16 protein-coding genes are annotated in these 19,617 nt (G+C 70.3%); 8 read left to right on the forward strand and 8 right to left on the reverse strand.

All coding sequences use genetic code 11. From position 1 onward, the window contains the following. Nucleotides 1–28: 28 nt before the first annotated feature. Together OG734_RS45740 and OG734_RS45745 are read right to left on the reverse strand one after the other, a co-directional pair. On the reverse strand, nt 29–3,004 hold the full coding sequence (locus tag OG734_RS45740; protein WP_330294028.1) for a TIM-barrel domain-containing protein: 2,976 nt from the start codon (nt 3,002–3,004) through the stop codon (nt 29–31). A 404-nt stretch (nt 3,005–3,408) separates the two neighbouring features. Then, nucleotides 3,409–4,197, reverse strand: coding sequence for a DeoR/GlpR family DNA-binding transcription regulator (locus OG734_RS45745; protein ID WP_330293287.1), 789 nt, complete (start codon nt 4,195–4,197; stop codon nt 3,409–3,411). 216 nt (nt 4,198–4,413) lie between these two features. Between OG734_RS45745 and OG734_RS45750 the strand changes: the two genes are divergently transcribed. Continuing rightward, nucleotides 4,414–5,565, forward strand: coding sequence for an acyl-CoA dehydrogenase family protein (locus tag OG734_RS45750; RefSeq protein WP_330293288.1), 1,152 nt, complete (start codon nt 4,414–4,416; stop codon nt 5,563–5,565). A gap of 14 nt (nt 5,566–5,579) precedes the next feature. On the opposite strand, the gene OG734_RS45755 is transcribed toward OG734_RS45750, so the two are convergent. From OG734_RS45755 to OG734_RS45780, 6 genes are all read right to left on the reverse strand, one after another. Then, nucleotides 5,580–6,125: a PaaI family thioesterase gene (locus OG734_RS45755; RefSeq protein ID WP_330293289.1), complete on the reverse strand. Its 546-nt coding sequence runs from the start codon at nt 6,123–6,125 to the stop codon at nt 5,580–5,582. 30 nt (nt 6,126–6,155) lie between these two features. Then, complete coding sequence (locus OG734_RS45760; protein WP_330293290.1) at nt 6,156–7,130, reverse strand: LLM class flavin-dependent oxidoreductase; 975 nt, start codon at nt 7,128–7,130, stop codon at nt 6,156–6,158. Beyond that, nucleotides 7,127–9,559, reverse strand: a complete 2,433-nt coding sequence (locus OG734_RS45765; RefSeq protein ID WP_330293291.1) for a bifunctional acetate--CoA ligase family protein/GNAT family N-acetyltransferase — start codon at nt 9,557–9,559, stop codon at nt 7,127–7,129. Before OG734_RS45765 ends, OG734_RS45760 begins: the two co-directional genes overlap by 4 nt. 23 nt (nt 9,560–9,582) lie before the next feature. After that, nucleotides 9,583–10,662, reverse strand: coding sequence for an amidohydrolase family protein (locus tag OG734_RS45770; RefSeq protein ID WP_330293292.1), 1,080 nt, complete (start codon nt 10,660–10,662; stop codon nt 9,583–9,585). A gap of 84 nt (nt 10,663–10,746) precedes the next feature. Next, nucleotides 10,747–11,709, reverse strand: a complete 963-nt coding sequence (locus OG734_RS45775) for an electron transfer flavoprotein subunit alpha/FixB family protein (protein ID WP_330293293.1) — start codon at nt 11,707–11,709, stop codon at nt 10,747–10,749. A 38-nt stretch (nt 11,710–11,747) separates the two neighbouring features. Next, a complete protein-coding gene (locus OG734_RS45780; RefSeq protein ID WP_330293294.1) occupies nt 11,748–12,527 on the reverse strand; it encodes an electron transfer flavoprotein subunit beta/FixA family protein in 780 nt (259 codons plus the stop codon). A 153-nt stretch (nt 12,528–12,680) separates the two neighbouring features. Between OG734_RS45780 and OG734_RS45785 the strand changes: the two genes are divergently transcribed. From OG734_RS45785 to OG734_RS45815, 7 genes are read left to right on the forward strand one after another with little or no spacing between them, the layout of a single operon-like run. Then, nucleotides 12,681–14,006 (forward strand): phenylacetate--CoA ligase family protein, encoded by a 1,326-nt coding sequence (locus OG734_RS45785; RefSeq protein WP_330293295.1) that lies wholly within the window; start codon nt 12,681–12,683, stop codon nt 14,004–14,006. Then, nucleotides 14,006–14,716: a hypothetical protein gene (locus tag OG734_RS45790; RefSeq protein WP_330293296.1), complete on the forward strand. Its 711-nt coding sequence runs from the start codon at nt 14,006–14,008 to the stop codon at nt 14,714–14,716. Before OG734_RS45785 ends, OG734_RS45790 begins: the two co-directional genes overlap by 1 nt. Nucleotides 14,717–14,739: 23 nt before the next feature. Further along, nucleotides 14,740–15,651, forward strand: coding sequence for an SDR family oxidoreductase (locus OG734_RS45795; protein ID WP_330293297.1), 912 nt, complete (start codon nt 14,740–14,742; stop codon nt 15,649–15,651). 1 nt (nt 15,652) lies between these two features. After that, nucleotides 15,653–16,111 carry a Zn-ribbon domain-containing OB-fold protein gene (locus OG734_RS45800; RefSeq protein WP_330293298.1) on the forward strand — a complete coding sequence of 153 codons (459 nt, stop codon included), beginning with the start codon at nt 15,653–15,655 and terminating at the stop codon, nt 16,109–16,111. Next, nucleotides 16,108–17,256, forward strand: coding sequence for a thiolase family protein (locus OG734_RS45805; protein ID WP_330293299.1), 1,149 nt, complete (start codon nt 16,108–16,110; stop codon nt 17,254–17,256). Before OG734_RS45800 ends, OG734_RS45805 begins: the two co-directional genes overlap by 4 nt. A gap of 12 nt (nt 17,257–17,268) precedes the next feature. Continuing rightward, nucleotides 17,269–18,489, forward strand: coding sequence for an acyl-CoA dehydrogenase family protein (locus OG734_RS45810; RefSeq protein WP_330293300.1), 1,221 nt, complete (start codon nt 17,269–17,271; stop codon nt 18,487–18,489). Continuing rightward, entirely contained in the window at nt 18,486–19,607 is a 1,122-nt protein-coding gene (locus OG734_RS45815; RefSeq protein ID WP_330293301.1) for an acyl-CoA dehydrogenase family protein, read from the forward strand. The genes OG734_RS45810 and OG734_RS45815 overlap by 4 nt, the downstream gene beginning before the upstream one ends. Nucleotides 19,608–19,617 lie beyond the last annotated feature (10 nt).

Genomic DNA, 19,617 nt, shown 5'->3' on the forward strand with positions numbered 1-19,617 from the left:
CTCTTGGGGATCAGTGGCGCCTGCGATGTCAGGAGGTGACGGAGAATCCGCTGAACACGGCTTCGATGTTCTCGCCGGGGTAGTTCACGTTGGCCGCACTGGCGACCATCCCGGCGTCGCCGGTGCCGGTGGCCGACGGCACCTGGGCGGTGCCGACCTGCGACCAGGTCTCGCCGTCCTTACTGGCGTACGCGGTGTAGGTGGCGCCGTCGCGGGTCAGCCTGAGATACGCCGGGTGGTAGGTGGAGCCACCGCCCGCCCAGGTGTCGAGCCTTCCGTCGCCGTCGCTGTCGGTCATGAACTCCAGGCCGTAACTCTGGGTCATGACCAGCACCGCGTAGCCGCCCTTCTCGGGAGCCGTGAGGTCGTTGGCGAGGGCGACGCCGGCCTTGCCGACCGGTGAGGCGCTGCTCTGGGAGACCAACTGGGCCTGCACGGTAGCTTTTTCGCCTGCCGCGTCGTCGCGGTAGATGAGGCCCTTCTCGTCCTTCCAGCCGGACAGGTCCTGGCCGCCCGCCCAGATGGCGAACTGGTCGCCGGCCTGGGCGTATTGGGAGTCCCCGGAGGTGGTGTCGGCCGTCAAGTACGGCGCTTGCACGCTGCCCGGGGCGGCCTTCACCTGCGCCTGCACGGTGTCGGACACCTTTGTGGCCTTGTTGTACGTGGCGGTGCCGGTGAGGTCGTGGCTGCCCCAGCGGGCGTCGACGGCCGGGGTCACCGTCCAGGTGGTGGTGAGGGTGGCGCCGTTCCTGAGGGACTTCGCGGCGGTCGGGCCGGTCGCCCTGGCGCTCCAGCCGGCGGGCAGATCCAGCGCGGCCTTGGCGTTCTTGAGGGTCCGCGTGCCCCAGTTGGTCACCTCGGTCGTCACCTCGAACGGGGTGCCGGCGTCGGTTGACGGGGCGTCCGGGGTGATCAGGACGGCGGCGGCCGGAGCGTCGTCGCGCTTGAGCGCCTTGACGGCCTTGGCAGCGCCCTTGGCCTTCAGGTTCACGAAGGCCGGGGTGACGCCGAGCGGTGCCGCGTACCCCTTGAGGGTCCTGGGGCCGCGGATCACGGTGCCCTGGTTGACGTCGTACCAGGTGCCCGGCGGGAGATGGACTGAGCGGGTGGCGCCGGTGCTCAGCTTCGGCGCTGCCAGCACGGCCGGGCCGAGCATCCACTCGTCGGTGACCGTGTAACTCGCCTCGTCCTTCGGGAAGTCGAAGAACAACGGCCGCATGATCGGATCGCCGGTCTTCAGGGTGCTCTGCACCTGGTCCCAGATGTACGGGGCGAGCTTCTCGTGCGTTTTGATCGCCTGCCGGTAGAGGTCGACCGTCTCCTGGTCGTAGTCCACCTTCTGGCCGGTGGTGGTGTCGAAGGTGTCGACCGGGGACGTAGAGGCGTACATCAGCGGCATCAGCGAGGCGGACTGCGCCCACCGCACCAGCACGTCCTTCGAGGGGGCGGGCTGGCCGCCGGAGCCGCCGATCATGTCGGACTCGACGAACGGGTAGCCGATGGTGGAGATGGCCAGGTTCTGGGTGGCGGAGGCGCGCAGGGAGTCCCAACCGGTGCCCTTGTCGACCTGACGGGTGACGAAGCCGGCCTCGTGGGCCGTCCGGTTCCAGTGCACCCGGATGCCTGCGCCCTGGAGGTCGAACTCGTCGGCGAGCTGCGTGCCGAGCTTCTGGTAGTCCGTGGCCTGGTGGCCCTCGCGTGGTGCGCACTTCTCGTCGAAGAAGCGGGTGTCGAACTTCAGGCCGTCGATGTCGTACGTGTCCATCAGCGTTTTGAGGTTGCCCTCGTACCAGGCCTTGGCGTCGGGGTTCGCCAGGTCGATGATCCCGGCCTGGCCGTTCCACCAGGTCACTTCACACGGCTTGGCGGTGTTGTCGGCGTCCATGAGCAGATAGCCGTGGTCGACCGCGTACTGGTAGTTGTCGGAGTCCAGGTTGATCCAGAGGGTGACCCAGATACCGAAGTCGAACCCCATGTCGTGGATCTTCTTGGAGAGGCCCTTGGGATCGGGGAAGGTCTTGGGATCCCAGGTCAGATTGCCGTAGTTCGACTCCCACTTGTCGTCGAGCTGGATGGTGTGCCCGTCCAGACCGTTGTGGTGGAGGTCGGTGGCGTAGTCGAGCAGCTTCTCCTGGTCGACCTTGGTGTAGAACTGCGCCCAGGAATTCCACAGCGGCTTGGCAAACTGCTCGTACGGGGCGTCACTCTTGAGCGGTTTACCGACGATGCCGATGTAGTCGCGGTAGACCGCCAGCGGCGTCGACTCGACGAACACGGTGGCCTTGTAGGTGTCGGGCGAGCCCACGGTGAACGTGCCGAGGCCGTCCTTGCCCTTGTTGAGAGCCACGTCCATGACGTTGCCGGTGTCCACGCGCAGACCGGTCGACTTCGAGGTGTACCAGAACGGGTCGATCATGTTGTACGACGCCGGACCGAAGGACTTGTGGTCGACCTCGCCGGCGTCGAGCGGCCAGGGCTGGTTGACACCGGGACCGCCCTGCGGGGTCTCCGCCTCACCGTGGCCGTACCAGTGGCCGGCCGACGACAGGTCGTAGGCGAGGCCCAGTTGCTTCGGTGCGCCGCCGCGTACGTCCCAGTCCAGCTGGTAGCGGTCGGCGGCGGGGGTGATCCGGGCCTCCACCGTGGCGCCGGCCAGCGTGCTGGCGGCGGTGACGGTCAGGACGCCGTTCTGCCACGTCCAGCCGGTGACGCCGGTCGCGTGCTGCCACGTGCCGTCGGCCGCGGTGAAGCGCAGGGCTCCGGTGTCGCCAGAGGCGGAGGCGGTGGCGAGCACGATCTTGCCGGCGCGGCGCGTGGTCAGGGCGAGTTCGTCGGTGGCCACGTCGAGGGTGTAGCCGGGGGCGCCTGCCGAGGCCGGCACGGAGACCGTGACGGCGTCCGTGGCGCGGGTCACCTTCGGCCCGCCAGCGGTGGCGGTGGCGGTCGCGGTTGGGCGGGCGGCGGCTGCTGCCGCGGTAGAGCCGGTGACGGGCGCCATCAGCATGGCGGCGGTCAGGGCGGCAGCGAGTAACAGACCGGCGGGACTGCTCAGTCGGGCGTGCACTCGTGTCCTCCAGTCGGACAGGACGGTGACGGTGACTCAGGAGCTGCGGTGCGTGGTGCAGGTGGCGTGCGGAGTGCGGAGTGCCCGGTCGCGGAAAAGCGTGGTGCTCGGGGCGCTTGCAATCTGCTTGATGCTGCGTGTTGATGCAAGATTTGAAGCGATTTCGCTCATGTTCTTGCGTAAGCCACCACCTGTCAACATGCGGGACGCAAGACTCCCCGAGGGCCCTGAGGGCCCTCGGGGAGCGGTTGTTGTCCCTGGTGACAGTTGGTCCGGGGGTCGGCTGAGAGACCTCGACGGGCCCGGAAACCGTTCATAACGGGCGGGTAAATTCTGCCCGAGGGTCAGGCGCGGATGACTTCCACGCCGACCGCCGTGAACGACTTGGTCAGCTCGTCCGAGGCGGCCTTGTCGGTCACCAGGACGTCGATGTCCTCCACCGGGCAGATGCGGGCGAAGGTCCGCCGGCCCAGCTTGGTGGAGTCGGCGACCGCGACGACCTGCTGCGCGCGGCGGGCCAGTGCCCGGTTGATGCTGGCCTCGCCCTCGTGGTGCGCGGTCGCCCCGTGGGTCACGTCGATGGCGTCCACCCCGATGAAGACCTGGTCCAGTGCGATCTCCGCGAGCAGTTCGGTTGCCAGCGGCCCGATCAGCTCGTAGGACGCAGGCCGGGCCACCCCGCCGGTGACCACGAGTTTGACGTGGCGCCGTACGACCAGTTCGTTTGCGATGTTCAGGGCGTTGGTCACCACGGTGACCGCTGTCTCCCCGCCGCCGGAACTCAGGTCGGCGCGAGTGGCCAGTGCCCGCGCCACTTCGGTGGTCGTGGTGCCGCCGTTCAGCCCGACCACGGCGCCGGCCTTCACCAGTCCGGCGGCCGCGTGCGCGATCCGCTCCTTCTCCGGAGCGTTGCGCGCGGCCTTGTAGCGCAGCGGCAGGTCGTAGGCGACCGCGTTGAGCGCGGCTCCGCCGTGCGTGCGGGTGACCATCTGCTGGCGGGCCAGCTCGTCGAGGTCGCGCCTGATCGTCGCGGCGGAGACCCGCAACTCTTCGGCAGCCGCCTCGACTTCGATCCGGCCGTCGCGCGTCAGCATTTCCAGCAGCGCGCTCCACCGGACCTGCGGTGCCGCCATCTCTCACAACTCTCTGTCGGTGGTGTGCGCCACAGAGTGCGCATCTCCATGAAACCACAGCGCTTGATTGGGTTTTTTTGGTCGCGAAACGAGCAAAAGCGCGCACTCTCCCCGCAAGCCCTGGCGGCTGATCCCGAGGCATGTGATGCCCGCCCTCTATCCGCTAACATAGAATAATTAGATAGATGAATAGGCTAGTGCTGGCGAGGAGTGGCCATGGACTTCGGGCTGAGTGACGAGCAGGACCTGTTGCGCGCGACGGCACGGCAGTTCGTCGCCGACGTCTGTCCGGCCGAGAAGGCCAAGCTGTGGGACGAGCAGAGCGTCGTACCGCCCGAACTGTTTCGCGGGATGGCCGACCTGGGATGGTTCTCGCTGCCGTTCAGCGAGGACGAGGGCGGCGACGGCGGCGGACCGCTCGAACTCGTCCTCATCGCCGAGGAACTGGGACGGGCCAGTTTCGACGTCGCCATGTGCTACATCGGGGTGCTCATCCCCGGGATCACGGTGTTCCGCTGGGGCAGCGAGGCGCAGCGCGACTTCATCCGGGACCAGGTGATGACGGGGCGCCACCGGCTCGCCGTCGGCCTCAGCGAGCCGGACAGCGGATCCGACGCCGCGGCGCTGCGAACCACCGCCGAGGACCACGGGGACCACTTCCTCGTCCGCGGCCAGAAGGCGTGGTGCACGGGCGGCGGACTGCCCGACACGACCATCGCCACCTATGTGCGCACAGGGCCGCGCGAGCCCAAGCACGGCGGCATCAGCCTGCTGCTCGTCGATCCCGCGACCGAGGGCGTCGAGGTGCGCCGGACGCCGACACTGGCCCGGCACATCCTGGGCACCAACGAGGTGTTCTTCAACGACGCCCTGGTGGCGAAGGAAAACCTCGTGGGCCCGCGCGACGAGGGCTGGAAGGTGATGCTCTCCAACATCGAACTGGAGAAGGTGATCATCAGCGGCGGCTATCTGGGAGCCGCTCAGGCCACGCTCGACGAGATGCTCGAATACTCCCGCACCCGGCACGCCTTCGGCCGTCCGGTCGGCAACTTCCAGGCACTCGCCCACGCCATGGCCGACCTGCAGACGGAGATCGACTCCGCCCGGCTGCTCGCCTATCGCGCCGCCTGGCTGCTCGCCCAGGGCAAGCCGTGCACGCGGGAGGGCTCGATGGCGAAGCTCAAGGGGTCGGAGACGTACGTGGCCGCCGCCCGGCTCGGGATGCAGGTCTGCGCGGGGCACGGCTTCTCGACCGAGAGTGTGATGAGCTTCCGCTACCGCGAGTCGATCGTGGCCACGATCTCCGGGGGGACCAGCCAGATCCAGCGCAACGGGATCGCGCGAAGCATGGGGCTGCGGTCCTACTGACCTTCGGTTCCTCATTACTTGCCTTCGGTGTCCCCGACCTGACCAGCCAGCCACTTCGCGTGCCGCGCGTAGTGGCTCTGGTCGCGGGTCACCCAGATTCCGGAGGCACGGGCCAATACGGCCCCGCCCGGCGAGAGGGTCATCTCGCCCGTGATGTACCAGCGCGAGCCTTCCCGCCGGTCGGCCCACACCCGTAGCTCCAGCGGCCGTTCCACCGGCACCGGCTTCAGGAAGCTCACCGTCAGTTCGGCCGTCACGCTCATCACGCCGTGCAGCAGCGGGAGATGGCCGAGGCAGTCGTCCAGGACGGCCGCCGTCCAGCCGCCGTGCGCGACGTCGGGCCCGCCCTCGTGGGAGCGCGGGCAGCTCAGCTCGAACCACGCCACGCCGTCTTCGCCGAGCCGTTCGCGCTCCACCCCCAGTCGGCAGGCCCCGAGGACGCGGCACCCACCGCAGAGGGTCACGCCCCCGGCGGTTCGGGGCGGCTCCGGCATTCCGGTGCCCGCCCAGTGCCCGTTCGGTGCCGTCACTCCGGTCTCGCCGGTTCCCGCAGTCGACATGATGTGCTCCTCGGAATCTGTGGAATCTGTTCAGACGTCGGCGAGCAGCGGACGCAACTTCCCCGCGATCAGCTGCACTTGGCGGGCGATCATCTCCTCGGGCATGCCGGCCAGGGACGCCCACAGGAACACGCCCTCGACGGGTAGCCCGCTCACGTACTTCCTGATGGCGTCCGCGACGCTCTGTGGGGTGCCGTAGAGGAACTGGCCGACGCCGGTCGCTTCCAGACCGCGCTCCCGCCACTTCTCGGGGTCGATCGGGCGGGGCGCCGGCTGGTCCGTGCCCTCCACCATGTATCGGCGGTAGCTGTCCCACTGGTACGACAGATGCTTGCGGACCACCGGCCAGTCGCCGTCCGGGTCCTCGGTGACGAACGTGGTGAACGAGCCCTGCATCCGGGCCGTCGACGCGTCGTACCCGCTCTCGGCGAGGCCCTCGCGGTACGGATCGAGGAGCGCGGGGTTGAGCGACAGCAGTCCGGTGCCGAGCCGCCCTGCCCGCCGGGCGCCCTGCGGCCCCTGGTAGCCGAGCCAGATCGGCAGCGGGTCCTGGACCGGGCCCGGGGTGACCAGGGACTCCGCCCACAGGCCCCGGATCTCCCGTACCCGCTGGTCGGTGGTGGAGTAGCGCCTGGTGAGGTCGCCGCCGTACAGCTGGTACTCCGGGACCCGGTAGCCGGTGCCGAGACCCAGGTCGAGCCGGCCGTCGCTGATGATGTCCACGATCGCGGCCTGTTCGGCGATCTCGGGGGCCGCGTGCAGCGGTGCGGGGATGACAGCCGTACCCAGACGCACCCGGCGGGTGCGGGCCGCGACCGCGGCGGCCATGGTGAGCGGCTGGGGGAGATAGCCGTCCTCGAAGCCGTGGTGTTCGGAGAACCAGACCGAGTCGAGGCCCAGCCGGTCCGCCTCCTCGCACATCTCCAGGGTGAAGCCGTACAGCCGCGACCAACTCTGCCGCCACGGCGGGGGATTGCGCAGGTCGAAGTAGATGCCGACTCTCACGAGCGGCCACCTCCCTTGGTGTTGTCGGTCAGTCGGACCGTCGCGTGGGCGACGGCCACTCCGTCCCCCGGCGGCAGCAGCCGTACCGGGCGAAGTTCCAGCGCCTCGATCTCGGGCAGGTCCTCGACCATCGCGGAGATCCGCAGGACGGTCTCCTCCAGCGCCGCCAGATCCACTCCCCGGCCGCCCGCCCGGCCGTCCAGCAGCGGGGCCGCCCGCAACGAGCGGACCATCTCCCGGGCATCGCGGTCGCTGAGCGGGGTGACGCGGTGCGCGACGTCCGCCATGAGGTCGGCGTAGTCCCCGGTGAGACCGAAGGCGATCACCGGGCCGAAGACCGGGTCGGCGCGGACGGAGAGGAACGCGTCCGGGCCGGTGTGCGAATCGGTGTGCGGGTCGGGGTCGTGTACGGCGATTCCGTACGACGCCAGGAGTTCGGCGGCGACCGCTGCCGGGACCGGGCCGGGAGCGCCGGCGGCGATCAGCGACCGGGCGCGCTCGGTGTCGATACCCGCGAGGTCCGGTACGACGCCCGCGGGGGTGCTGCGCCAGGCCTGGTACGCCGCCGCGTGTCCGAGCGAGACGGCTGCCGCCTCGGGGAACGTGTACGTCGGCACCACCAGCTCGCCCCGGTGCAGGAGATCGGCGACGCCCGCGCCGCCCAGGAAACTGGCCAGCACCGGTTTGTCGGGCCGGGCCGCGGCAGCGTCGAGGATCGCCGACGCCACCTCGTCGGGCTTGTCGGCCAGCGGCGGCATGAACAGGACGACGGCCGCGTCGATCTCGTCGTCGGCCAGGACGGCGTCCAGGGCCTGCCGGTAGTGCGCGGCGGTGGCCGTCGGGGTCAGGTCGACCGGGTTGGCGACGTCCGCGCGCGGTGCCAGCGCCGTACGGAGCGTCTGCCGTGTGCGCTCACCGAGTACCGGTACGCACAGTCCGCTCGCCGCGCACGCCCCGACCGTCAGCGCGGCGGGGCCGCCCGCGTTGGTGATCACCGCGACCCGGTTGCCGGGCGGGGGCGGCTGGTGGGCGAGCAGCAGGGCGACGTCGAAGAGTTCCTGGAGACCGCGGGTGCGGATCACGCCGGACTGGGCGAACAGCGAGCTCACCGCCGAGTCCGCGTGGCCCGGGTGGACGGCGACGATCGGTTTGCGCGGGGCGATCCGGCGGGCGACGCGGGCGAACCGGCGCGGATTGCCGAAGGTCTCCACGTGCAGCAGGATCACCGAGGTCCCCGGGTCCTCCTCCCACCACTGCAACAGGTCGTTGGTGGACACATCCACGGCGTGGCCCACCGAAACGAAGCCGGAGAAGCCGAGCCGCAGCCGCTTGGCGAAGTCGAGCACCGCGAGCCCGAGCGGCCCCGACTGGCTGGACATCGCCACCCGGCCGGGCATCGGCAGGGCGGGCGAGAAGGTCGCGGCCAGCCGCGCGGCGGGCGTCGTGTTGACCACGCCCATACAGTTCGGGCCCACCAGCCGCATCCCGGAGGCACGGGCGAACCGAGCCAGCTCCAACTCGGTCGCCCGCCCCTCGACTCCGGTCTCGCCGAAGCCGGTAGACACGACGACCACCGCTTTGACGCCGGCGTCCGCACACTCCCGTACGACCTCGGGCACCGCCCCGGCCCGTACGGCCACCAGCGCCAGGTCCGGCGACTCGGGAAGGTCCCGGACGCTCGCGTACGCCCGCATCCCGGCGATCTGTTCCGCCCGCGGGTTGACCGGGAACATGCTGCCGCCGAAGCCGCCCCGCAGCAGGTTGGCCACGATCTCGTGACCGATCGTCAGGGGGTCGCGGTTGGCGCCGATCACGGCGACCGACCGCGGTTCGAGCAGGGGCTTGAGTGACCTCCGTACGGCTGTGTGCTCGCGGCGCTCGGCCCGGGCGACGGCCTGGGCCTGCGGGTCGATGGCGATCTCGAAGTGGATGATCTGACCGGGCGGCCCGGCCTCGATCCGGTAGCCGGAGCCGAGGAACACATTGATCATCCGGGTGTTGTCGGCGAGCACGTCGGCCTCCAGCACCCGGATGCCCCGGGCGCGGGCGGCAGCGGCGATGTGCTCCAGGAGCAGCCGGCCGAAGCCTTCGCTCTGGTGGTCGTCCCGGATGGTGAACGTGACCTCGGCGTGCTCCGGTTCCTCCGGGTCGCGGAGGTAGCGCACCAGACCGGCGATCTCGTCACCGGCCAGCGCGACGAGCGCCAGCTCGTTGAGGTAGTCCACGTGCGCGCCGCGCCGGATGACGTCGTCGCGGGCCCGGACCACCGGGCCGAGCGAGCGGTAGGCCAGGGTGGCCCGGGACAGACCGCCGACGAACGCCACCAGACGGTCGGCGTCCGCGGGCCGGATGGGCCGGACGAAGGTCGACCGGCCGGTCCTGACGAGTCCGGGCCGTTCCAGGTCCTCGGGGTACGGGGGAGTGGTCACCGGAGTTCCGCCGTCGGGGCCGCTCAGACGGCCGCCTCCTGGGGAGTCTGCTCCGGCAGGTTGAAGAGTTCGTTGAAGGTGCCGCGAGTGACGCGGTCGCGGATTTCGTCGGACACACCGTCGAACAGCTCGTGGAGCGTGGCCTGGGTGTGGCCGTAGGTGCCCTCCAGGTGGGGGTAGTCGTCGCCCCACATCACGTTCCGGTAGCCGGTCGACTCGACGATCTCCACCGAGCTCTTGTCGTGCTGGAAGGACGCGTAGACCTGCTGCCTGATGATCTCGCTGGGCAGCCGGCTCAGCTTCGGCCGCACGAACATGCCGTGCTGGCGGTAGGCCTCGTCCATCCGGTCGCCGATGGCCGGCACCCAGCCCGCACCGCCTTCCGCGATGAGGATCTTCAGGTCCGGGTGACGGTCCAGGGCGCCGCCCGCGACCATGTGGGACACCACGCGCATCCCCGGGTAGGTCGTCTCCATGTAGTTGACGACCGCGCCGCCGGGCCCGCGGAACACGACGTTCTGACCGCCCGTGCCGATGTGGAAGCCGAGCACCATGCCCGCCCGCTCGGCCGCCGTCCACAGCGGCTCCCAGCGGTCGAGCGCGTACTCCTCGCCCTCCCGTGTCGAACACGGCAGGAAGACCGTCTTGAAGCCCAGCTCCGCCGCCCGCTCCAGCTCGGCGACCGCGTCGCCGATGTCGGCCGTCGAGACGCACGCGGTGGTGATGACACGCTTGTTCTTGCTGAGGATCTCCTCGTGCGCCCAGTCGTTCCAGGCCCGGACGGTCTCCCGGGCGAGCTCGCGGTCGGTGATCGAAACGAGCCAGAACCCCATGGAGGGGAAGGCCAGTTGGGACCAGACGCCCTCCTGGTCGAGGTCCTTGAGACGGACCTTCAGATCCCACGCGCCCGGCGGACGCATGGCGTCCATGAAGTCACCGAGCTGGCGGTCGATGCGCTCGCCGTCTATGTAGAGCATCTCGTACTTCTCGCCGCGCTCGCTGCGCGGGGCGCGGTCGCCGAGCCGTGCGGGCAGCCGCTCGGTCCACACGTCGGCGGGCTCCATCACGTGGGAGTCGCCCGAGTTGACCCAGATCTTCGACATGACGCCCCTTCGGGGTAATGGATGCAATCAGTTAGCGATTTTAGTTGTATGGACGGTCGAAGGGAAGGCCGGGCGGGCGGGAGATCAGCTCCGGCGTCGCTCGATCTCCTCCACCAGCTGGGGCAGGACCGCGAAGAGGTCCCCGACGACGCCGTGGTCGGCGAGCTCGAAGATGGGGGCGTCGGGGTCCTTGTTGACGGCCACGATGGTCCTGGACGTCTGCATGCCCGCCCGGTGCTGGATCGCGCCGGAGATACCGGCGGCGAGGTAGAGCTGCGGGGAGACCTGCGTGCCCGTCTGGCCGACCTGATGACTGTGCGGGTACCAGCCCGCGTCCACGGCGGCACGGGACGCCCCGACGGCCCCGCCCAGGGCGTCGGCGACCCGCTCGACGAGGGCGAAGTTCTCGGCCCCGTTGACGCCCCGGCCACCGGAGACCACGATGTCCGCCTCGGTCAGCTCGGGACGGTCACCGCGCTCGCGCGGGGTGCGGGAGAGGACCCGGACGCCGGCGGAGGCCGGACCGAAGGCGATGTCCTGCTTCTCGACGACGGGGTCCGTCGGGGCGGGTTCGGGGGCGGCGGCGTTCGGCTTGACCGTGATCACCGGCACGTCTCGGGTGACGTGCGCGGTGACCTGGTGCGTCGCCGCGAACGCCGACTGCTCGGTCACCGGTCCGTCCGGCCCGGCGGTGACGTCGACGGCGTCGGTGATCAGCCCGGAGCCGAGCCGGAGCGCGACCCGCGCGGCGATCTCCTTGCCGTCCGGTCCGGACGGCAGCAGGATCGCCGCCGGACCGGTGCGCTCGGCGATCTGCGTGAGGGCGTCGACGGCCGGGGTGACGAGGTACTCGTCGATCTCCGGGGCGTCCACGACGTAGATCTTCTGTGCGCCGTACCGGCCGAGGGCCTCGGTCGCGGCGTCCGCGCCCGGCCCGAGGAGGACGGCGGAGGGCTCGCCCAACCGGCGGGCCAGGGTGAGCAGTTCGAGTGTCGGCTTGCGTACGGCACCGTCGACGTGGTCGACGAGGACGAGGATCTCGGCCACGGTGATGCAACTCCTTCAGGTCTTCGAGACGGACGCGGTCAGATGAACTTCCGGGTGGTGAGGAAGGCGGCCAGTCCCGCGCCGGCCGAACCCTCGTCGACGACGATCTCGCCCTTGGTGCGCGGCGGGCGCCTGGTCGCGGTGTCCACGGCCGACCGTGCGCCGGCCGCGCCGACCTGCGCGGCCTCGATCCCGAGGTCGGCGAGGGCGAGGGTCTCCAGCGGCTTCTTCTTCGCGGCCATGATCCCCTTGAAGGACGGGTAACGGGCGTCCCCGGAGCGGTCGGTCACCGACACGACGGCCGGAAGGTTGCCCTGGATCCGTACGGTCGCGCCGTCGCCCTCGCGGCGGCCCGTCACCGTTCCGTTCTCGACCGTGAGCTCCTCGAGGTGGGTGACGGCCCGGACGCCGAGTCGCTCGGCCAGCAGTGCCGGTACGACGCCCATGGTGCCGTCCGTCGAGGCCATCCCGCACAGGACGAGATCGAAGCCGTGCCGCTCGATCGCCCTGGCCAGGACCAGTGACGTACCGAACGCGTCGCTGCCTCCGATGGAGTCGTCGTTGACGTGGATCGCCGAGTCGCCGCCCATCGCCAGCGCCTTGCGCAGTGCGTCCTTCGCGTCGTCGGGGCCGACGGTGAGGTAGCTGATCTCGGTGTCGTCGTCCGACTCGGCTATCCGCAGTGCCTGCTCGACCGCGTATTCGTCGAGTTCGGACAGCAATGAGTCGACCGACGCGCGGTCGGTGGTGCCGTCCTGGGTGAAGGTGCGGTCCGCCGTCGCGTCGGGCACGTGCTTCACACAGACAATGATCTTCACGGCGACCTCCTGGGCCCCCTGTTGGTTAAATGAGTGCTAATAGTTAACTATATCGATCGACGGATCGCGAGGCCTGGTCTTGAATCCGTCGAATTGGTTGACTGATTGCGCTGATAGCTGGAAGATCTGGGCACCGAGCCGCGAGGAGGCGCCATGGTGGGTGACAAGGACCCCGGTGACAGGTACTTCGAGCCCCAGGTGGAGACCATGCCCCGCGAACAGCTGCGGGCACAGCAGGAGGAACGCGTCCTGGAGCTCGTCGAGTACGCCTACGGCAACTCGGCCTTCTACCGCGAACTCTGGGACGCACACGGGGCACATCCGCGCGACATCCGATCCCTGGAGGACTTCCGGGCACGGGTGCCGTTCATCACCAAGGACATGGTGCGCGCCTACCGGGCCCGCACGGGCGACCCCTTCGGCGGTCTGCTCTGCGTTCCGGTCGAGGAACTGACCTCGGTCTCCTCCAGCTCGGGCACCACCGGCGACCCGGAGTTCTTCCCCGAGATCTGGCAGGACGCCCCGCCCCTGGTGACCGCGCAGGTGCGTGACCTGTGGGAGCTGGGCCTGCGGCCGGGCGACCGGGTGCTGAGCCCGCCCGGCACGTTCCGCAACCTCATGGACCCCGGCTATCAGGCGCTGGGCGCGGTGGTCATCGAGGTGGACACCTGGATGGGGAAGATGCACGAGGTCGTCGAGGCCCTGCGCACCTACCGGCCCGCCTATCTGCAGATGATGTATCCGCAGATGGTGGAGTTGGAGCACCTGGCCGAGCGGACCGATCTGAGGGAGGCGTTCTCCTCCCTCAAGGGCGCCTCCTGCGCCGGACAGCCGCTCAGCCGGAAGATGCGCGAGCGGATCCGCGACGACTGGGGCATCGACGTCTACGAGTACACCAGCGCCGCCGACACCGGCACCGCCTGGGAGTGCCGTGAGCACGACGGCTTCCACCTCTGGGAGGACACCGTCTTCGCCGAGTGCGTCGACGTCGACGAACACGGCGGATGGCGCGACGCCCCGGAGGGCGACCTCGGCGAACTGATCGCCACCGACCTGGACAACAGGGCGGCGCCCCTGATCCGTTACCGCAGCGAGGACCTCGTCCGCCTCTCCCGGGACACCTGTGGCTGCGGACGTACGCACGCCAAGATGTGGGTGGCCGGGCGGCGCGGCGACGAGACCCTGGTCCAGGGGCGTTCCGTGGTCCTGCGGGACGTCTGGCAGGCCGTGGAGGACCAGCCGGAGACCGTGGCCGGGGTGTTCCAGATCGTCCGGGACGGCCGAGAGGTCGACGAACTGCGGCTGCGCGTCGGCTACGACCCCGCACTCACCGGTGATGTCGACGCCCTGGCCGGGCGGCTGAGCGAAGCCGTGCGCGAGCGGACCGGCGTCAAACCGGTGCTCGACATGCGCACCGAGGAGGACCTGTTGAAGACCATGACCAGCGTCGCCAAGTTCCCCCGGGTGGTGAAGAACTGATGGCCCGCGCCGACACCCTGGCCCGGGCCAGGAAACTCGACCGACCCGAACTCGCCTACCTGGTGCGCTTCCCCGCCGCCGACGGCATGACGGACATGGAGCTGACCTGGGCGGAACTCGCCCGGGACACCGAATGGGTCACCGAACGCCTGCGGGAGCACGGCCTCGCCGCCGGTCAGCGGGCGCTGCTGACCACCTCCGGCTTCGAGGGCTTCTGGGGCCGCGCGGTGATCGGCGCCCTACGCACCCTGAAGGTGACGTACGGCATCGCCGAGGCGATGGGCTGGGACCACCGCCGTACCTCCGTCTTCCACCGTGAGCTCCAACCGCACGCGGTCATCGGTCTGTCCGCCGAAACCCTGGAGGGGCTGGCCGGCAGCGCAGACATCGGCGAGATGTTCCGCTCGACGTCCGTCGTCCTGGCCCGGCCCGCCGCCGTACCGCACCTGCGCGGAGCGGGCGTTCACGCCGCCCTGATCTCGGCCGTGGGGCCGGCCCTCGCGCTGGAGTGTCCCGAGCGGGCCGGCGCACACGTCAACGCCGCCGAATGGCGGCTCGGCGAGCGGGACGGACAGCTGACCGTGGCGGCGGGGGAGGGGCGCACCTCGCCGCTGCCCGAGACACCACTCGGCATTGAGGGCCGCGTCATCACCGGCCGGTGCGCCTGCGGCAGCGAGAACCCCCGGGTTCTGCTCGCCGAAGCGAACTGACCGCCATCATCGAGGAGTTGAGGATGTCCGAAGGAGTGGTCGACGGCCGCGTAGCGGTCGTCACCGGCGCCGGCAACGGGATCGGCCGGGCGCACGCCCTGGCGTTCGCCGCGCACGGCGCGAAGGTCGTGGTCAACGACCTGGGTGGCTCGCGCGACGGGGCGGGTGCCTCGGCCGGGCCCGCCCAGAGCGTGGTGGACGAGATCGTCGCGGCCGGCGGCGAGGCCGTGGCCAACACGGACGACATCTCCACCTGGGAGGGCGCGGGTCACCTGGTCCAGCAGGCCGTGGAGACGTACGGCGGCCTGGACGTGCTGGTCAACAACGCCGGCATCCTGCGCGACCGGATGATCGTGTCGATGACCGAGCAGGACTGGGACAGTGTGCTCGCCGTCCATCTCAAGGGCGGTTTCGCCACCCTGCACCACGCGGCCGCGTACTGGAGGGAGCGCGCCAAGTCCGGTCACGCCAACGACGCCCGGGTCATCAACACGACCTCACCCTCCGGCATCTTCGGCAACCCCGGACAGTCCAACTACGGCTCCGCCAAGGCCGGCATCGCGAGCCTCACCCTCATCGCCGCCGCCGAACTCGCCCGCTACGGCGTGACGGTGAACGCCATCGCGCCGACCGCGCTCACCCGGCTGACCGAGGACATCGAGATGATGAAGCGGGCCGCCGAGGCACAGGACCTCACCCCCGAGGCCATCTCGCCGCTCGTGGTGTGGCTCGGCTCGGCCGCCTCGCGCGAGGTCACCGGCCGGGTGTTCGGCGTCGTCGGCAACCGCATCACCGTATTGGAGGGCTGGGTCAACGGCCCCGGCGCGAGCGCCGAGTCGCGGTGGACACCGGAGGAGCTGTCCTCCGTCGTCCCGAACCTCGTGGCCAAGGCGGCTCCGAACGCGGACGCGATGGGTGAGCGGAAGGGCGCGTGAAATGACGATCACTCAGAAATCAGTGGCCGAGGGCCTGTTCACCTGGCCCGCCGACCCGTCCTCACCCCCGCGCCTCATCGGCTCCGAGTGCGCGGACTGCGGCCTGGTGAGCTTCCCGGCCGCCCCGGACTGCGTGCGGTGCGCGAGCACGGAGTCGAAGGAACGGCTGCTGTCCGACCACGGCACCCTGTGGACGTACACGACTCAGAACTTCCGTCCGCCGTCCCCGCCGTACGACGGGCCGGTGGCCTTCGAGCCCTACACGGTCGGATATATCGAGCTGCCCGGCGAGCTGCTGGTCGAGGCCCGACTCACCGAGCCCGACCCGGACAGGCTCCGCATCGGACAGGACATGCGGCTGACGCTCGTGCCCTACACCGTGCTCGACGACGGGACCGAGGTCATGACGTTCGCGTTCGCCCCAGCCGACTTCGTAGCTGTCGAGGAGGAGACATCATGACCGAGGCCGTCATCATCGGCGTGGGACTCCATCCCTTCGGCCGGTTCGCCGGCAAGCCCGCGTTGGACATGGGCGCGGACGCGGTACGGCTCGCGATGGCCGACGCGGGCGTCAACTGGCCGCAGATCCAGGGCGGTTACATCGGCAGCTACGAGGTCGCCAACCCGGACGCGATCGTCGGCCGGCTGGGCCTGACCGGCGTACCCCTGCGCGGAGTCTTCAACGGCTGCGCCACGGCCGGTACCGCCATCGCACTGGCCGCCCGCGCCATCGAGACCGGCGAACACGACCTGACCATCGCGATCGGCCTCGACAAGCACCCGCGCGGCGCGTTCGCCGCCGATCCGTCCGTGGCCGGCATCCCCTCCTGGTACGGGCAGACCGGGCTCTTCCTCACCACCCACTTCTTCGGCATGAAGATCAACCGCTATATGCACGACCACGGCATCTCCCACGAGACACTCGCCCGCGTCGCCTCGAAGAACTTCCGCAACGCGGCCGGCAACGAGAAGGCCTGGCGCCGTACACCGCTCTCGCCCGAGGAGGTTCTCGCCTCCCCCGTCCTCAACTACCCCCTGCGCCAGTTCATGTACTGCGGCCCGAACGAGGGCGCCGCGGCCGTCGTGATGTGCCGCGCCGACCAGGCCCACAAGTACACGTCCACCCCCGTGCGCGTCCGGGCCACCGCCCTGCGCAGCCGCAGGCTCGGCGCCTTCGAGGTGCAGAGCCCGTCGTTCCCCGTCGGGGAGCCCGTCGAGAGCCCGACCGTGGACGCCTTCCGGGCGGCCTACGAGCTCGCGGGCATCGGCCCTGAGGACGTCGACGTCGCCCAACTCCAGGACACCGACGCCGGGTCGGAGATCATCCACATGGCGGAGAGCGGCCTCTGCAAGGACGGCGAGCAGGAGCGCCTCATCGCGGAGGGCGCCACCGAGATCGGCGGCCGGCTCCCGGTCAACACCGACGGCGGTCTGCTCGGCAACGGGGAGCCGATCGGCGCCTCCGGGCTGCGGCAGATCCACGAGATCGTGCTCCAGTTGCGGGGTACGGCGGGCACGCGCCAGATCCCCGGCACGCCCCGCGTCGGCTTCACCCACCTGTACGGCGCGCCCGGCGCGTCGGCGGTGACGATCCTCTCGACCTGAGGGAACAGGCTCATGGACCAGGACATGCAGGACTTCGCCGCCGAGGTGCGCCGGTTCCTCGACGCACACGTGGCGAGGGCCCCCGACCGCACCGCCCGCCCCTGGGGCGAGGGCGACGACTCGATGGCGTACTTCAGCAGCCTTCCGCCGGAGAAGGAACAGGAGTTCGTGCGGCGGGCGCGGGAGTGGCAGCGCATCCGCCACGAGAACGGCTTCGGCTGGATCACCGGACCGGTGGAGTACGGCGGCCGGGGCCTGACCGCCGTCCACGACCTGCTCTACGACGCCATCGAGGCTGAGTACGACGTCGCCGACACCGGCGTGCTCAGTGTGATCGGCCTCGGCATGATCGGGCCGACGATCCTGGCCCATGCCCAACCCCAGGTCAGGGAGCGCTGGTTGCCCGCGATGTACCGGGGGGATGCCATCGCCTGCCAGCTGTTCAGCGAGCCCGGTGCGGGCTCCGACCTGGCGAGCGTGGCGACCAGGGCGGTGAGGGAGGGCGACGACTGGGTGCTGAACGGGCAGAAGGTGTGGACCTCCGTCGCCCAGCACAGTCAGATCGGCCTCGCGCTGACCCGAACGAACCCGGACGCGCCCAAGCACCGCGGCATCACGGCCTTCCTGGTCCCCATGGACGCCCCCGGCGTCGAGGTCCGGCCGCTGCGGCAGATGACCGGCGGCGCCGACTTCAACGAGGTCTTCCTCACCGACGTACGCATTCCCGACGACCACCGCCTCGGCGAGGTCGACGGCGGCTGGACGGTCGCCCTGACCACCCTGATGAACGAGCGCGCCACCGTCGGCAGCGAGGGCGCGGGCCCGGTGGCCGCCGCCCTGTCCCCGGACCACCTCTCCGCACTCATGCGCGCCACCTGGACCTGGGACGACCGCGCCCTGCGCGCCCGCCTCGCCGAACTCCTCGTGGACGCCATGGCCACCGAGCACCTCAACGCCCGTGCCCTGCGCAAGCTCCGCGCCGGGACCGCGCCGGGCCCCGAGATGTCCGTCTCGAAGCTGATGTACGGCCAGAACCTCACCTGCGCGGCGCACTTCGTGTCCGACGTACTCGGACCCCGCATCATCGCCGACACCGGCAAGTGGGGCACCTACGCCTGGACCGAACTACTCCTGGCCACCCCGGCGTTGCGGATCCTCGGCGGCACCGAGGAGATCATGAAGAACATCCTCGCGGAACGCGTCCTCGGTCTGCCCAAGGAGGTGCGGTCATGACCGCAGACGACAGTGAACTGCGCGAACTCCGCGCCTCCGTACGGGAGTTCATGGCGGCCAAGTCGCCCGAGGAAGCCGTGCGCAAGCTCATGGACAGCGAACCGCGCTTCGACCCGGCGGTGTGGGCGCAGGCGGCCGACCAGCTGCGCCTGCCGGGCCTGGCGATCCCGGAGGAGTACGGCGGCGACGGCTTCGGACCGGTCGAACTCGGCGTCGTACTGGAGGAGATGGGCCGCGCGCTCCTGTGCGCGCCCTTCTTCGCCACCGTGGTCCTGGCAGCTCAGGCCCTGCTGGCCTCGGGCGACAGTGCGGCCTGCGCACGGCATCTGCCCGGTATCGCGGCCGGGCGGACCACGGCCGCCCTCGCCGTGGCCGAGGACAGCGGCTCCTGGGACCCCGCCCTGGTCTCTACGCGTGCCGTGCCGGACGGGGACGGGGACGGCGGGTGGAAGCTGCGAGGCCGGAAGTCCTTCGTCATCGACGGTACGACGGCCGATCTGATCCTCGTCGTTGCCCGTACCGTCGCCGGCCCCGCGCTCTTCGCCGTGGACCGGGAGGCCACGGGGCTGGCGGCGGAACCGATGGAGACCCTGGACGCGACCCGCGCCATGGCCCGGCTGACGTTCGACGCCGTGCCGGCGACACTCGTCGGCGCGGACGGGGCGGGCGGCCGGATCATGGCCAAGGTCCTCGACATCGCCTCGGTGGGGCTGGCCGCTGAGCAGGCGGGCGGGGCACGCCGGTGCCTGGAAGCGAGTGCCGAACACGCCCGTGTCAGGCACCAGTTCGGGCGGCCGATCGGCTCCTTCCAGGCGGTCAAGCACAAGTGCGCCGACATGCTCGTCCAGGTGGAACTTGCGGAGGCGGCGTCGAGGGAGGCGGCGCGGCTGGCGGCCGAAGGCGCCGCGGAGTTCCCGGTCGCCGCGGCGGTGGCACATGCGTGCTGCTCACGGGCGTACATGTTCGCCGCGATGGAGAACATCCAGGTCCACGGTGGCATCGGCTTCACCTGGGAGCACCCCGCCCATCTGTACTTCCGTCGCGCCAAGTCCTCGCAGCTGCTGTTCGGGGGCCCGGCCGTGTACCACGAGCGGCTGCTGGACCGGCTCGGGATCTGACAGGCGCGAC

This window comes from Streptomyces sp. NBC_00576 (genome assembly GCF_036345175.1).
Classification (GTDB): domain Bacteria; phylum Actinomycetota; class Actinomycetes; order Streptomycetales; family Streptomycetaceae; genus Streptomyces.